The sequence below is a fragment of the Paenibacillus kobensis NBRC 15729 genome, from assembly GCF_004000825.1.
Taxonomy (GTDB): domain Bacteria; phylum Bacillota; class Bacilli; order Paenibacillales; family Paenibacillaceae; genus Paenibacillus_T; species Paenibacillus_T kobensis.
Map to the genome: position 1 here is coordinate 1 of NZ_BILZ01000088.1, position 14,655 is coordinate 14,655.

The window sequence follows — 14,655 nt, forward strand, 5'->3', positions numbered from 1 at the left end:
CCTGCCGATTCGGTCATGGCTCGCGTAATGTCCCGCTCAGAAGACAGCGGCGTATCGCCCGCGATCGTATGCGCGAGCATTGCTGCCGATACGGCGAACCTCACCGCTTTATCCGGCGCGAAGCCTTCCAATTCTGCGTGAATGATGCCGCTGGCGTAAGCGTCTCCCGCTCCGATCCGGTCATATACGGCAAAAGTGTTCAGCTCGGAACTCGTCAGGGTCTCGTTCTTGTAATGAAAGCCCCGCAGCGAATGGGTATTATCGGCGTTCACGTTACGATGCGTTCCCGCAATAACGGTAATGCCGAAGCGGCGTGCAACCTCCGGAATGAGCGCTGCAAGTTGCTCCTCCCGGGTCTCCTTGTCGGTCTGCATACCGAGCACATACATCGCATCCCGTTCGTTCATCATCACAATGTCAGCCAACATTAACATTTGCTCATAATACGGTCTCGCCTTCGCGTAGCCGCCTTCTCCCCAATGGCCGGGCCGATAGTTGCAATCGAAAGCGACGATGCCGCCCCGCTTCTTCACGGCGCTTGCCAGCCGAATCAAATGGGCGCGCACGTTGTCGTTCATCGCCAGCGTAATGCCGCAGCCATGAAGCATATCGATCTGACCGGCGATTTCATCGTATGCATAGGTTCCGTCAGGCGCCGTATTAAAGCTGCTTTCCTGCCGGTTGCTGTACGTGACGCGGCTTGGTCTGGCACCGAACCCATTTTCCAAGAAATACATCCCGACATATTGACCGCCCCGCTCGACGAAGGTTGTCTCTATGCCGAGCTTGCGCAAATTCGCCGCCGCTGCATCTCCCACCGCATTATCCGGCAAGCGGGAGATCAACATGCCCGTATGTCCGAATCTGGAGAGCGCGGACGTCACGTTGACGCCCGTGCCCGAGAACGAGTAATTCAGGCTGCTCGCTTGCGACAGCAGATCATAGCCGGGCACCTGCAGCCGCATCATGACTTCGCCGAAGGCTGCGATCCTATTGGCCATATTGGTCGACCAATCTCTTCATTGTCGCAAGCAGCTCCCGCACATCCTCCACATTCGTCCGTCCGCTCTCGCGGTCGATGATCGAGGAGTACACATGCGGAATCACTTGAGGCACGCCCGCTTCAAGCGCGATGCGTACAATCGCTTCGAAGTTGTCCTTGTCGATGCCGCCCGTCGGCTCCAGCGCGAACTGTTCTTCCCCGCATGCCTCTGCAACCGCGCGAAGCTCCGCTTCGCGGCTCAGGCCGTTCATCGGGAAATATTTCAGCGCGTTGCCGCCCATATCGCGTACGAGCGCGATTGCCGTACGGACCGGCACGATCGCCTGCTCCTTCTGCGCGGCGCTGAACGGTCCCGTGGAGATGTTCACGTAACCGGCTTGTCCGCTCGGCGATACGAGTGAGTTGATCCAGCTGTCGCGGCCGCCTAAGTTCGCACGCGTCGCGCCGACTGCCGGAAACACCTGGTTAATGTGGCTGCCCGGATAATGCTTCGCGATTTCCGCAACGACAGCTGCCTGACGGTTGTCGCCCGCTCCAAGACCGATCGATACCGCGTCGTCGATCGCTTCGCCGTACTGCTTCATCGCCTCGACCGCAGCCTCAACCGTCGAATAGTCTTTCGACAGAACGCCGACGAGCACGAAGCCTTCGGCTGCCTCGAACACTTCCCGTGCATTGTCCACGCTGTTAGCCAATACATTCAAAGCTGCGCGGCCTTTATACAATCTCTTCGCCATATTCGTCATGTTAACGGCCTCCTGCTGTTTCGATAGTTAAGGTACGTATCCGCTCGGCGATGACATCCATATCGTCGCCTTGAAGCGGTCTTGGATCGATATCAAAATAACCTTGCTTCACGCCATAATCCCGAGTATAGATCGCAATTGCAGGATCGCCTTCGCGAAGACCGTCATTGATCGCCTTCGCGGTCGTTCCGGCAAGTGCCGGATCGATCTGAATGCGCCCCCGGAATATGGCACGACCGGCTTCGTCCTGCACGATCGTTACTTTCACGCCAGCCAGCTCAGCCAGCGGCAGCAGCTTATGAAGCGAAGCTTTCTCCCGTTCCGAGTGATCGGCTTTCACCCCGTACTCATCCAGCGCCTGGAGCAGACCGAATGTCGTTTCCTTACCGACCTTCATACTGCGGCCAATGCCGTGAAGCTGAACTTTGGCCCACTCGATATAGGTCCGTTTCCCGGCGAGGATGCCCGACGTTGGCCCTTCGATCGCTTTGGAGCCGCTATAGATAGCGAGGTCCGAGCAGCGGACGTACTTCTGCAGATCTTCCTCCGCCGCAGCATCGACGATCAGCGGAATTCCGCGGCGCTGAGCGACTTCCCACGCTTCCTCGACGGAAATCATATTTTTCTGAACGGCGTGATGGGATTTGACATACAAAATAGCGGCCGTCCGTTCATGGATCGCATCCTCAATATGCTCAGCCTTGCATTCATTGGCATAACCGACTTCGACGACCTTGCCGCCGCCTAGATACACCATCGTTTCGACCGGTGCGCCGTATTGCACGTTATGACCCTTCAGCATAATGATTTCATTGTTCGCAATCGGCTCCTGATGCAGACGCTCGCTTGTGCGGCGGTTGCCCTTCGTCACGATTCCCGCCACGGCAAGCGCAATGCCGCTCGACGCGGAGTTGACGACAAGCGCAGCTTCCGAACCGACGATGCCGGCAACATAATCGCCCGCCTTATCGACGAGATCGGCGACCTCCACATAGTTCTGCCCGCCGTGCTTCATCGCTTCCATCACCGTGTCCGTCGGGGCGGATACGCCGAGGATGCTCATGCGTCCGCTTGCGTTTATGACGCGCTTCAATCCGTATTTAGCATTTAATGAAATGGCCATGATGAACAACTCCTTTTGCTTCGATTCTCTTCGTGCCGATCCGCTTGTCGCCTTCCGAATCGATCAGCTCGACCGGCTCATCGTGTACGGCGAACAAAGTCAGATTCGCTCGTTCACCGACCGACAGGCGAGCGAGCTCCGGCTTGCGCAGCCACTCTGCTGCCCGGACCGTTACAGAATCGATAATCTCTTCCAGCGAATAGCCCAAATATAAAAACTTCGTCAGTACATGCGACAAGCTGTGTACAGGACCGTTCAGACGATTGCCTCGATAAATGTCCGTGCTTATCGTATGGATCGGAATTCCGCACCGCTTGGCAGCCTCTGCCGTCCGGAACGAGAAGCTTGCCGTCCCATGTCCGACATCCAGTCTGACGCCTCGATCCAGCGCTTCAATTAACTGCGGAACCGGCTGATCGTTCTCATCGAACAACCGGTTTTTTTTGCCATTCAAGCAATGGGTGATCATATCCCGCTCTGCGAGCATCGGTACGATATCGCTGATCGCAGGAGGCGCGGAACCGACATGCACCATAATCGGCAGTCCGGTGTCGTCCGCAATGGATCTCGCGATTCGAAGCGGCTCTAAGCCGTTGTCCCCGACTACGCTGCCGCTCATTCGTGCCTTCAAGCCAACGATAAAATCACCGTACTGAACTGCCGATTCCACGGCTAATGCTTGATCGATCCACTCGAGATTCGTCAGCTCATCGACTCGCGCAAGGCCGACTCGGGATATGTTAAGCAGCGCAAACACGTTCGTCATGGCGAGCTCTCGGCTTGCTGCAAGCGCCCCGATCCGATCCGCGCCGCAGCTGCCGGCATCGACGATCGTCGTTACTCCCTGCCTGACGCCGATCTCGTCGATCTCATCGCCATACGGCTGAAGCTCCGACATCGCGTGAACGTGCAGATCGATCCAACCGCTCGATGCGTACCAGCCGGTGCAATCGATCACACGTGCATCGTCTAGGTCATGATATGCATCCCTGGCTGCTTCATCAGCGTTCGTCCATCCCGCAATGATCCCGTCCTCGATGACGATATCGACAGGATGAGTGTTGCCGATCAACACAACATTAAGAAGAATGATGCGAGCGTTCATCTTTTCACCTTTTTCTATGCTGTCTTGAATTTCTGTCGAATACAAGTTAATAGATTATAACGTTATAATGTTTATTGTACTTCGATTCATCAAGATGTCAATAAACATTATAATGTTTGCTCTCTATAATCATTTCCTAGGAAATAAAGAGGAAGAGTTCTCTTCTCTGTGAGGGGTGAACGTGAACTCGAGTTCACGAACCGTTTAGGCGTTTGCACATACAATATAACAAAGTTCTACGATAAAGCTTGTATACGAAAGGCAGGAATAAGCACCGCTATGGCAACTTCCTATATGGATTTCACCTCTCCGACAGTGCAGTTTACGTATGATTTGAGGAACAATCCGTTCTTCCGCAAAGATGCCAACAACTACATTAACGCTCTGGGTGTACAGCAGTTGAATACGCTCGGCAACGTATCGATGCTGGATATTTATCTAAGCACGGGCAACGTCGTCGAACCGCATATTCATCAAAATGCTTCCGAGCTCGTCTACTGCGTCACCGGTGCAGCTGTCGTCTCCCTTATCAATCCGTTTACGAAGAAGCTGCTCAACTTCCCCATCCAACCGGGTCAAGTGGCCAACGTGCCTCAAGGCTGGTGGCATTATGAAGTCGCGACCGTCGACAATACGCATTTGATCGCCATCTTCGATGCGCCTATCCCACAATTTATTCCGGCTTCCGATATGCTGAGACTGACTCCGGCCAACGTCTTCGCCCATACGTATTGCTTGAACGAAGCGAAGGTGAAGGATACGTTCGCTCCGATTACGAATACCGTCGTGATCGGCCCTCCGGCCAATTGCAAGCCGAATCAAGTTCAAGGCGCGACAACCGCGCCAACGCAAAAATCCCACCACCATCACCATCACCACCACAGGCCGAGCCCGGATATAGTGTACTCGAATACAATTGGAAACGGGTGGGATTACACGCCGCCGTATGGCAACTATTCATCGATGTAAAAAAGACCTCTGTTAGGCTACAGCCAACAGAGGTCTTCGTCTATCGAACGCTCTATATCCCTAGCACCGGATGCGGCACATAAGGCTCTTCCAAACTCGCAATTTCTTCAGCCGTCAGCTTCACCGCAAGCGCGGCCGCCGCATCCTCCAGATGCTGCATGCGCGTCGCACCGACGATCGGCGCCGTAACCGGCTCCTTCTGCAGCACCCAAGCAAGCGCGACTTGCGCACGCGGGACTTCCCGCTTAGCCGCGATTTCAGCCACGCGCTCAACGACCTTACGGTCTGCTTCCGCCGCAACCGAGTACAGATATTGGCCGAACGCATCCGATTCGGAACGCTCGCTCACCGCATCCCAATCGCGAGTCAGCCGGCCCCGGGCAAGCGGACTCCATGGAATGACGCCGATGCCGTCTTCCTTGCAGAGCGGCAGCATTTCTCGCTCTTCCTCCCGGTACAGCAGGTTCAAATAATTTTGCATCGAGACGAACTTGGTCCAGCCGTTCCGTTCTGCCGTATACTGCGCTTTCATGAACTGCCGGACATACATCGAGGAAGCACCGATATAACGGGCTTTACCCGACTTGACGACGTCATGGAGCGCCTCCATCGTCTCTTCGATCGGAGTCTGGCTGTCCCAGCGGTGAATTTGATACAAATCAACGTAGTCAGTGCCCAGTCGGCGCAAGCTGTTGTCGATCTCGCTCATAATGGCTTTGCGCGAGAGCCCCGCTCCGTTCGCTCCTTGGCGCATACGGCCGTGCACCTTCGTCGCAAGCACCACTTCATCCCGCGGTACGTATTCAGCAAGAGCCCGCCCGACGATCTCCTCGCTCGTACCATCCGAATAGATGTTCGCCGTATCAAAAAAATTAATGCCTAACTCAAGCGCCCTCTTGATGAACGGCTTGCTCTGTTCCTCATTCAGCGTCCACGCATGGTTGCCTCTCTCCGGCAAGCCATAGCTCATGCAGCCCAGACAGATCCGTGACACTTCCAAGCCTGTGCGCCCTAATCTTGCATAGTCCATTCCTCGCACCTTCCTTCCGGCGGTTTGCAAATATGACCAATCTACTCTATTATACCGGGAGTGAAGTAGACAAGCATCTGCCGAAAGTAAGTTTTAACCAAACGTTAATGATTCGTTCTTTGCCAGATTCGCGCGAAAGGAAGCCAATTATGACTGCCCCAACAACTGTTACAACGACCGTTTGCGGTATTCCATGTCTAGTCGTTCATCCCTCCATGAAACCGAAAGGCACGATTGTTCTATACCACGGATGGATATCTACTATTCATGATTATTCATTCTTCGCATCACTTATCGCTGGTTGGGGATATAAGGTGATCGTGCCGGAACTGCCGCATCACGGGGACAGAGGAACGCTCGATTACTTTGATACGTCTGTATTGCAGCAGTACTTTTGGCAGGTCGGAATCGAAGGTGTTAGGGAAGCCGAATCCATTGTATCCGAATTGATTCGAATGGATGCGAATATTGGTGTAATGGGTCATTCAACGGGCGGCTTTATATCCGCAGGTCTATTTGCGGCAGACACACGTGTACAAGCTTCGATCGTCATTAGCGGTTCATGTGCTTGGGTGAAAGCCGAGCAGCTGTTTCGCGAGAGGGATGGAAGAACTCCGATGACTGCTGAAGAAAGACGCGTCTTAGCACAGTACGACCCTGAATCGCACTGCTCTTTTGACCGTAATCGGGGACTGCTTCTTCTTCATGGCGAGAATGACCACACGATTCCGATTGACAGCCAGCAGTATTTTATCGAATCGATGTCTTCCCGCCAAATCCCTCTAGATAAGCTCCAGTTCCTTGCGTATCCGAATGTTGGCCACCATGTTACGATTGCGATGCTCGAGAAGTCTAAACAGTGGTTAGACAGCCATCTGCACTAATATAAAATAGCGGAAAACAAAAAAAACGGCCGAAGCCGTTTTTTTGTTTGGTTCTACGCCGATCCGTATATTTTTTTGCCGCGCGGCTGGGTGCCCCGGTCGTCCGGTTCGAGCGTATGCCAATCGCATCATATTGAAGCTCGTGAGCCGTCAGCACTGTACTAGTCCTTGCTTCCTGCTTGTGCGGTCGAATACACGTCGTACAAAATATATTTCGTCGTTATCGCCATTTGCTGCTCTGTTCGAAACAGGCCAGTTGTACTGCTTGCCATCGCCGTTCGTACGAAGTGTTTAGACAAATCAATGACTTCAGGGTCTGCCAATATGCAATTCGGCGAAACGAACTTAATACCTGCAATTTCGTTGCCATCGAGCGCCGACAGTTCGCCCGACACATAACTCATCTCGAACACAACATAGATTCCGGTCTCCAGCCGGTCGCCCGCTTGACGAACACCGCTCCGAATGCCGATGATTCTCGTTGGCAGCGCCGTAACGCCTGTCTCTTCAACCACTTCTCTCACAACCGCTTGCTCCAAAGATTCCCCGGCATTCAACAATCCGCCAGGCAGCATCCATAGACCCTTATTGCTCCCGTAATTCACCTGTACCAACAGTACTTGTCCATCCTTCCAAATGACTCCGCCAGCCGATACCGAGTGAAGATCGATCATCTGTCCGCCACCTGCCTTTAAACATTATTTTCTATACCATAATAGCTAGATGGTGTGCTGTGAAATACGAATAAACAATAACTTTATCGCCTTTCCCAATGAATCGCATCCAACCTCCAACCTCAACCGTTTGTCCTTCCTTCGCCCCAACTCGCTGGATGCCATTGACAATCACCACCATATTGAATAGACTATGATCAAACAACCAAACATTTAGTTACTTCGACACAATGGAGACGATACGAGTGGACATCCCGAATAACGATCAGCCGAACGGTCAGCCTGACATCGACCAGCTAGAGCTTAAAGTTCATCAGCAATTACGCAGCAGCAGCGCGCTGTTTCTGGCGCTCGCCGATCCGGTCCGCCAAGACATCATCATGATGCTGACGAAGCATGAGACGCTGAACGTCGCCCAAATTACGGAACGTTCCCCCATGTCGCGCTCCGCTATATCGCACCATCTGAAAATATTGCGTCAAGCCGGTTTGCTGACGTCCAACAAAATCGGCACCGAAATTTATTATTCGCTTGAGATCGGCCCTTCCGTCCTTCAATTGAAAGCGCTAGTCGAAACATCTGAGCAGATCTATACGATGAAAGACTCGCAATCATGATGACGAATTACGCTTGCAGCCTGCAAGCTTTTTTCTCGAATTAAATAACCATATAATTAGTTACTTAGATATATGGTTGTTTAAATAAAATAATTGGAGGCCATATCTTATGAAGCTACAGGAACCTCAAACCGTCCTCATTACGGGTGCATCCAGCGGAATAGGCAGCTCGTTCGCACAGCTTTTTGCCCAGCAAGGGTACCAGTTAATTCTCGCCTCACGCAGTGAGAACAAGCTGAATGAACTGTCCCAGTCGTTGCACGAACGTTATCAAACGAAGTCGATCGTCATCCCCGTCGATCTGGCGAAGCCGGACGGTCCGCCGATTCTGTACGAGCGGGTCAAGTCGTATACCGGAACGCTGGACGTTCTGATCAACAATGCTGGCGTCGGATCCTACGGCTTTCTTCACGAACAAAATATAACGGCAGAGCTCGAGATGCTTCAATTGAATATCCAATCCGTCACTCATCTCATGATGCTCGTACTCCCTGACATGATTCGCCGCCGCAGCGGCCGCATTCTGAACCTTGGCTCTACCACTTCCTTCTACCCTTGCCCGCTTAGCGCGAACTACTCCGCTTCCAAATCATATGTACTGTCGCTGACCGAAGCTGTCGCCAATGAGCTCAGCGGAACCGGCGTAAGCGTCACCGCACTTTGTCCGGGAGGAACCGGAACTTCATTCTTCCGAACAGCCGGCATGGATAAACAGAAAGTCGCAAGCACGGCTTCGCTTATGTCTCCTGAGAAAGTTGCACAGGCTGGCTACGATGCGTTGATGAAAGGAACAACGGTTGTCGTACCCGGCAAGCAGAACTGGTTGCTGACACAAGCTCCCCGGCTGTTTCCCCGCAAAATGATCACTCGTATAACGAGGGGCGTGCTCGAACAAACGCTTTAATCGAGACTTCTAAATTCATGCTCTGCGAAGCTGCTTAAGGCCATCCATATCCCTTCGGTCCAATCATTCCGCTTCGAGAGAAGCGGAACTTTTTATTTGCAAGGGAATATGGGTCACGTTTCGAATATACCTATTAGGTATATCGCGAAAAAACGGTTCATCCCACACCTGGAAGGAGGCTTGATACGAGTGGAATTCGTCATTCTCGGTCTGCTGCTCATCCGCCGGTTGACGCAATACGAAATAAAAAATGCGCTGAAGCAGAAGGTTTCCCCTTTCTTCAGCGCCAGCCTGGGCAGCATTCAAGCTGCTCTTCGAAAGCTAGAGAGCGAGCAGCATGTACAGTTCGAGGAAGTGATCGATAACGGGCGCAACAAAAAAGTATACAGCATCACCGTTCCCGGCACCGAACATTGGCGCAATTGGATGCTGTCGCCTCCTTCACCCAACCGTTTCGAGCAGGATGCGACGACGCGTTTATTTTTCCTCGGATTCCTCGCCAAGCATGAACAGCTCGCCGTACTGTCGCAAATAATCAGGCTTCTGAACGCAGCCGTCCGTGAATTCGAAGACGCGGAAGCCGAAGCGCAAGGTAAAGAAATACCCTCATCGCTCAAGCAAGTCGTCCGCTTTCAGCTCCTAACGCTTGACTTCGGACTTCACGCTCACCGCAGCGCACTGGAATGGTTCACACGGCTGTATGCTGAAATGGAGGAATCTGACCATGAACACGGTTGAATCCCGAATCTTACGTTTCAACAAGGCGCAGATCAGCTATTCCATATCGACGGAGCATCGTCTGCACACAATTCTGATGCTTCACGCCGCCTTCGCCGACCGCCAAATGTTCGAACAGCCGTTGAACCGATTCAAGAACGATTACCGCGTCATTGCCATCGACATGCCCGGACACGGCGGCACCGTTACGAAAGGAACATCCGTCACGATGGATCAGATGCCAGCAATCGTACAGCAACTCCTCGCCCAGCACGGCATCGACCATTGCCACCTGATCGGAGTGTCTATGGGCTCTTTAGTCGCTCAGGCTGTCGCCGACCGTCATCCTGAGCTCGTCCGCTCCGTGACGATCGTCGGAGGCTACTCGATTCATAAAGCCAATAAACACATCCTCAAAATGCAGCGCAGGGAAAGCATGCGGTGGCTCCTATTCATTTTGTTCTCCATGAAACGATTCCGCTCCTACGTCACCACTGTCAGTTGCCGCTCCGAACAAGGGCAGGCCATATTCGCTGAAGCGATGAAGAGATTCAACCGGAGCTCCTTCACCGCCATGTCCGGAATGAATCGTTTGTTCGTTCCAAGTGATAAACCTGTGACCTATCCGCTCCATATTATGTACGGCGAGTACGATCTGCCGATCGCCAAGGATGCCGCCGTATCGCTGCATGAGCTTGAACCGGAGTCCAAGCTCACGATGCTGCAAGGGGCCGGTCACTGCGCCAATCTGGACGAACCGCTGTCGTTCAATGATGCAGCCGAACATTTTATCCGCTCCGTATCGATGCCGATGAGTTAATGTGCGGGCCACTTGCGCCGGAACTGCTCTGCAGCGTGCTGCATAATCGGCTTTCCGTGTCCGAAGCATGCTATATTGAAGTCGAGCTTGCCCAACTCCTCAAGTGTTCGGATGCCGACGGATAGATCCTCGTATCCGATATTAAGGCCTAGTCCCGACACATTGGCAGCGGCATCCGCAGCGAACAGCACCCCTCCGTGTTCAGGAAGCAGAAACGCCATCTGCCCTAAGCTATGCCCTGGAGTATGGATCGTCCTTAATCCCGCAGCAAAATGCAGCACCTCATCCTGTTTCAAGATGCCGTCGACCGGGGTTGGATCGAGCAGCCCCTCCTTCCCGTCGATAATGATCCGAAACAGCACCTTATTCAACAAGCCCGGGGAGGCTTTCATCGGCCTTTGTTTCACCCTCTGCGATACGATCGGCACATCAGCTTCGCTGGCGTACAGTTTGGCGTCCGGAAGAGCCCGCTTCAGCGCTGCCGCACTGCCCGCATGATCCGGATGCGCATGGGTGAGCAAGATCGTCTTCAAGTCATTCCGGCGAAAGCCGCCTTGTTCGATCGCCTGCACGATACGTTCCGCATTGCCCGGCGATCCGGTATCGATCAGCACGAGCTCTTGGCCGGTGCTCAACACATAAGCGTTCACACTTCCAAGCGGAAGCCGGTACACGTTGTCCGCAATAGGCAATAAACGCATGCAAGCGCCCCCTAATCGTCATCTCAAATAAAATATCCCTACGCTTCGCTTCACGTAGGGATATTATGCGGTTGCTTCTTCTCACATGCCGTATGCGTACAAAACTCAACTAATAGCTGATGCTTACGGGACGAGAAAATAAAGTCCTAGACTGTCGCTGTATTATTAAGCTAACGTTCTCCGTTTAGCTTAAAGTTCGAAATCCTTCGGAGTAATGACTATCCCTCCGACATTTTGTATTAGTAACGCTCTATCTATTACCTTAGATCAAAGCAAAAATTAAAAAGAGCATAAAATATTTGTAAACTTCGATACGGAGATGCCGGACCTTCGCTTTTCATTAATTTATCTAGAGCGATTGAGGCTTCTTTATGCAGTTTATAACCATAACCATCTTTTTCTCCACCATTAAGGCCATTATGTAGCGCACTCGAAAAAGCGTAACATCTCTTTCGTTTCTGCTCCGTTGGTGGATCTGAGGAGTTCAGCCATGACCATAAAGTCGAAATGGCCTGCATATAGTGAGAATCATACATTTGGTAAAACTCTGAATCATATGCAACAAAACCCTCTCTTTTCATACCAATTACAATATCATCGGCGACAAAAGCGAAACCTGTGCCGTATGTTAAATCATATCCTATCCGATTTCTTATAGTCGGTTCATGAAGCAATAGGTTATTCTCGATGTTATCATAGTCGGAAGTCCAGAATTCAATATCTGCTTTAGATGCATGATCTGGTAGTTTGAGATCAGTTATAATATCTCTTTGAATTACTTCAGAAAAAACAGATAATTCCTTTCGTTTTTTCACTATGCTTCCTCCAATAACTTTGTTTCAACCTATTAAATTATACAGTTCCAGTATTAGTTGATTTTTTTATCTTACACAAAGTTATACTACCACAAATTGTAACTAACCTGCCCGTTACTTCAATGGAAACGGCAGCCAATCGATTGACCGGCTGCCGTATTTAGTGATGAAACTAAAGTACCCGTTAGTTTAATCATTTTTTGCTAAATCTTATTCCACCAATTCCAGTACCTCTTTTAAAGACAAAAAGCCATAAGTTAGTTTTGTTTCCATAATGGTTGAAATTAGCATCTGAGATGCACTTAATTATCATTCATCACACGGACGAGCTGCTCGTAGGTTACACCATATTTTTGTGCAATATCACGTGCATAGCTATTGCCCTGTGGGCGTGATCGACGGAGAACATAGTTTCTCTGCCCTGAGGCTGTATCAATTTCGGCGGTGAGCGTATCAATATGGCTACCGCCTTCAAGTGGAACAGCGTTGAGCTTATCGATTTGGTCTGTTAATTCATGTAAATGTGTTGCAAAAATAACGCGGCAGCCTGACACACGTAATGCAAGCAGCACTTCACCTGCTATAGCGACAGCCTCGGAAGCGCTTGTACTAGAGAAGGTCTCATCCATCAGAAGAAGGCTATTACAAGTAAGTTTACCGAATAACTGTTGTAATCGACTGCACTCTTCACCGAAACGTCCCTTCATCTGGTGATCCTGAGCTTGACTCTGTGCATGCACAAGTACACGATCCACCGGACGAATCGTTGCCGAGTAAGCAGGGACAAACAACCCCAACTGGTACAGCAACTGCGCGATTCCTACCGCCTGCATGAAAACGGTCTTCCCTCCCTGATTGGGTCCCGTCAGAATATAAATCGACCCGTTCTCATCGAACGTGATGTTGTTCTTCACTACCGAAGCAGCGCCATTCACTTGCTTCTCCGCTGCCTGAACCGCTAACAACGGATTATACAACCCCTCGATAGCTGATGTTTCTTCGGTCTTGGCGGCTTGTGGCTTACACAGAGGAAGACCTTTCGATGCCAGTTGTTTCATCCATGAAACACCGCTGAGCAGGAAGCGAATTTCAGGCACTAATCCTACTAAAAAGTTAGAGGAGGTAGCTGCGTACATCTTAATACAGTTACGCCATTCTCGGACTGACCCTTTTAAGATCGTGTTCAAAGCGCTATTAATTGCTCTGCCCAAAGCAAGATTCTGTTCGCTGCTTATATCTTTTCCAGACGCCCTAAGCGGAGCTAAGCTTTGAAAGCCATCATCTTTCATATCCAGTCGCAGCCAGCGATCGATCAGGTTCCCGGAACGAAACAACTGATCATTTACAGCTATAATACCTGCTTCATAAGGGTAGAACTGCGGATCAAGATTGATGCCGACCGTAACGCTTTTAATGTTGCGCACACTGAAAGAAAGCTTGCGCGTCTCCACACGCAGCGATTGAAAGCTTGTGCTTTCGTATCTTTCTGCAATTTGTTGAGATAGGCGTTGAAGTCCTTGAGAGGCTGGCTCAGTGCTGCACAGTCCATGGTATAACCGTTCAACACAGGACAAGTAAAGTTCAATCTCAGAGATCGAATATAAGGATGCTGCTGTATCATCGTCCGACCAACGATCACGCTGCTGTAAATCTCTCAGATTCTCAAGTAATGGAAGAAGCTCGTATAGCAGTAGATAAATTCCCTCCTGCCTATACAAATCTTCCACTATATTAGAACGATATGTAATGATTTGAATATCAGAAGTAAAGTACATCAGCGGATGAGGATGCTTGGTTCGATATCCCCCTGATCCGTTACCGATTTCGTGAAAAAAAGCATCCAATCCTAGACCTGCAATCTCGGCTTGCATCGATGCTGTGGAATAGATTGAATCAGCAGGCATTCCATTCGGGTATAGCAAACTAAACATCTCATCCATATCTGAATACTCCTCGGATCAAGACTTGTAAAATAAACTTCCGAACTATTGGGGCTATCCATATGGACAGTATGATTGATAACGAAGCCAGTAATGTCAGAACAATTCGTGAATAACCATACTGCCTCCATATTTGCGCAAGGATTGCAAATGTCCCGCGGGAGACTCCTAACCAGTAGTGACCCGACGGTTCCATACCGATGATAGCGAAGTTAAAATTATGGGCAATACTTGCAATGATTGAATCCGGCAAAGAAGAGTCTGGATACCTTCTTCGTCAGTGAGCGGGAATTCGGCTTCATTCCCTAATGTTTCAACTGCTTCATTTAAAAATGTCGTCGTCGCGATACAAGTCGATCCTTTGCCCATAGACCAATCCCAGTCGGACCTAGGTGAATATGTACAAGTGATGGATGGTGCGATCCAACCGGTGGCGTAAGTTCCGCCATTAGAAGAAAACCTCCTTGATATATTTTCCTTTATAATAACATTTCTTCATTATTTTTAGTATGGAGGTGTACGAGAGTCTTCAACTAACGGTTGAATCATCTTTATCTGCAGTTGAAAACATTTGAATTTCTGCTGTCCTTCTTAATGCGCTATGCTG

General features: G+C 50.8%; 15 protein-coding genes. 6 read left to right on the forward strand and 9 right to left on the reverse strand.

The features are described from left to right. From PKO01S_RS26870 to PKO01S_RS26885, 4 genes are all read right to left on the reverse strand, one after another. Positions 1–1,001, reverse strand: a 1,001-nt coding sequence (locus tag PKO01S_RS26870) for a sugar kinase (RefSeq protein ID WP_164779792.1), incomplete at its 3' end; no start/stop codon positions are given. Next, positions 991–1,749: a 2-dehydro-3-deoxy-phosphogluconate aldolase gene (gene dagF, locus PKO01S_RS26875; RefSeq protein ID WP_127534527.1), complete on the reverse strand. Its 759-nt coding sequence runs from the start codon at positions 1,747–1,749 to the stop codon at positions 991–993. The genes dagF and PKO01S_RS26870, both read right to left, overlap by 11 nt. Before the next feature lies 1 nt (position 1,750). Next, positions 1,751–2,872, reverse strand: a complete 1,122-nt coding sequence (locus PKO01S_RS26880) for a DgaE family pyridoxal phosphate-dependent ammonia lyase (protein ID WP_127534528.1) — start codon at positions 2,870–2,872, stop codon at positions 1,751–1,753. After that, on the reverse strand, positions 2,850–3,977 hold the full coding sequence (locus tag PKO01S_RS26885) for an amidohydrolase/deacetylase family metallohydrolase (RefSeq protein WP_127534529.1): 1,128 nt from the start codon (positions 3,975–3,977) through the stop codon (positions 2,850–2,852). The genes PKO01S_RS26880 and PKO01S_RS26885 overlap by 23 nt, the downstream gene beginning before the upstream one ends. A 279-nt stretch (positions 3,978–4,256) precedes the next feature. On the opposite strand from PKO01S_RS26885, the gene PKO01S_RS26890 reads away from it, so the two are divergent. Then, a complete protein-coding gene (locus PKO01S_RS26890; RefSeq protein WP_127534530.1) occupies positions 4,257–4,946 on the forward strand; it encodes a cupin domain-containing protein in 690 nt (229 codons plus the stop codon). 52 nt (positions 4,947–4,998) lie between these two features. On the opposite strand, the gene PKO01S_RS26895 is transcribed toward PKO01S_RS26890, so the two are convergent. Then, positions 4,999–5,976, reverse strand: a complete 978-nt coding sequence (locus PKO01S_RS26895; RefSeq protein WP_127534531.1) for an aldo/keto reductase — start codon at positions 5,974–5,976, stop codon at positions 4,999–5,001. Positions 5,977–6,125: 149 nt separating this feature from the next. Between PKO01S_RS26895 and PKO01S_RS26900 the strand changes: the two genes are divergently transcribed. Then, positions 6,126–6,860, forward strand: a complete 735-nt coding sequence (locus PKO01S_RS26900; RefSeq protein ID WP_164779793.1) for an alpha/beta hydrolase family protein — start codon at positions 6,126–6,128, stop codon at positions 6,858–6,860. 161 nt (positions 6,861–7,021) lie between these two features. On the opposite strand, the gene PKO01S_RS26905 is transcribed toward PKO01S_RS26900, so the two are convergent. Next, a complete protein-coding gene (locus tag PKO01S_RS26905) occupies positions 7,022–7,534 on the reverse strand; it encodes an NUDIX domain-containing protein (RefSeq protein ID WP_127534533.1) in 513 nt (170 codons plus the stop codon). A gap of 245 nt (positions 7,535–7,779) precedes the next feature. Here PKO01S_RS26905 and PKO01S_RS26910 point away from each other — a divergent pair, with 245 nt between their 5' ends. From PKO01S_RS26910 to PKO01S_RS26925, 4 genes are all read left to right on the forward strand, one after another. Next, positions 7,780–8,151, forward strand: coding sequence for an ArsR/SmtB family transcription factor (locus PKO01S_RS26910; RefSeq protein WP_246070755.1), 372 nt, complete (start codon positions 7,780–7,782; stop codon positions 8,149–8,151). Positions 8,152–8,260: 109 nt separating this feature from the next. Beyond that, positions 8,261–9,055 (forward strand): SDR family NAD(P)-dependent oxidoreductase, encoded by a 795-nt coding sequence (locus tag PKO01S_RS26915; RefSeq protein ID WP_127534535.1) that lies wholly within the window; start codon positions 8,261–8,263, stop codon positions 9,053–9,055. A 189-nt stretch (positions 9,056–9,244) separates the two neighbouring features. Next, positions 9,245–9,793: a helix-turn-helix transcriptional regulator gene (locus PKO01S_RS26920; RefSeq protein WP_164779794.1), complete on the forward strand. Its 549-nt coding sequence runs from the start codon at positions 9,245–9,247 to the stop codon at positions 9,791–9,793. Further along, positions 9,780–10,592 carry an alpha/beta fold hydrolase gene (locus PKO01S_RS26925; protein WP_164779795.1) on the forward strand — a complete coding sequence of 271 codons (813 nt, stop codon included), beginning with the start codon at positions 9,780–9,782 and terminating at the stop codon, positions 10,590–10,592. The genes PKO01S_RS26920 and PKO01S_RS26925 overlap by 14 nt, the downstream gene beginning before the upstream one ends. Here PKO01S_RS26925 and PKO01S_RS26930 read toward each other — a convergent pair. The 3 genes from PKO01S_RS26930 to PKO01S_RS26940 form a co-directional block, all read right to left on the reverse strand. Further along, on the reverse strand, positions 10,589–11,293 hold the full coding sequence (locus tag PKO01S_RS26930) for an MBL fold metallo-hydrolase (RefSeq protein ID WP_127534538.1): 705 nt from the start codon (positions 11,291–11,293) through the stop codon (positions 10,589–10,591). The genes PKO01S_RS26925 and PKO01S_RS26930 overlap by 4 nt on opposite strands. A 257-nt stretch (positions 11,294–11,550) precedes the next feature. After that, positions 11,551–12,108, reverse strand: coding sequence for a hypothetical protein (locus PKO01S_RS26935; RefSeq protein WP_127534539.1), 558 nt, complete (start codon positions 12,106–12,108; stop codon positions 11,551–11,553). Positions 12,109–12,410: 302 nt separating this feature from the next. Next, positions 12,411–14,048 carry a MutS-related protein gene (locus PKO01S_RS26940; protein ID WP_127534540.1) on the reverse strand — a complete coding sequence of 546 codons (1,638 nt, stop codon included), beginning with the start codon at positions 14,046–14,048 and terminating at the stop codon, positions 12,411–12,413. Between the last annotated feature and the right edge of the window lie 607 nt (positions 14,049–14,655).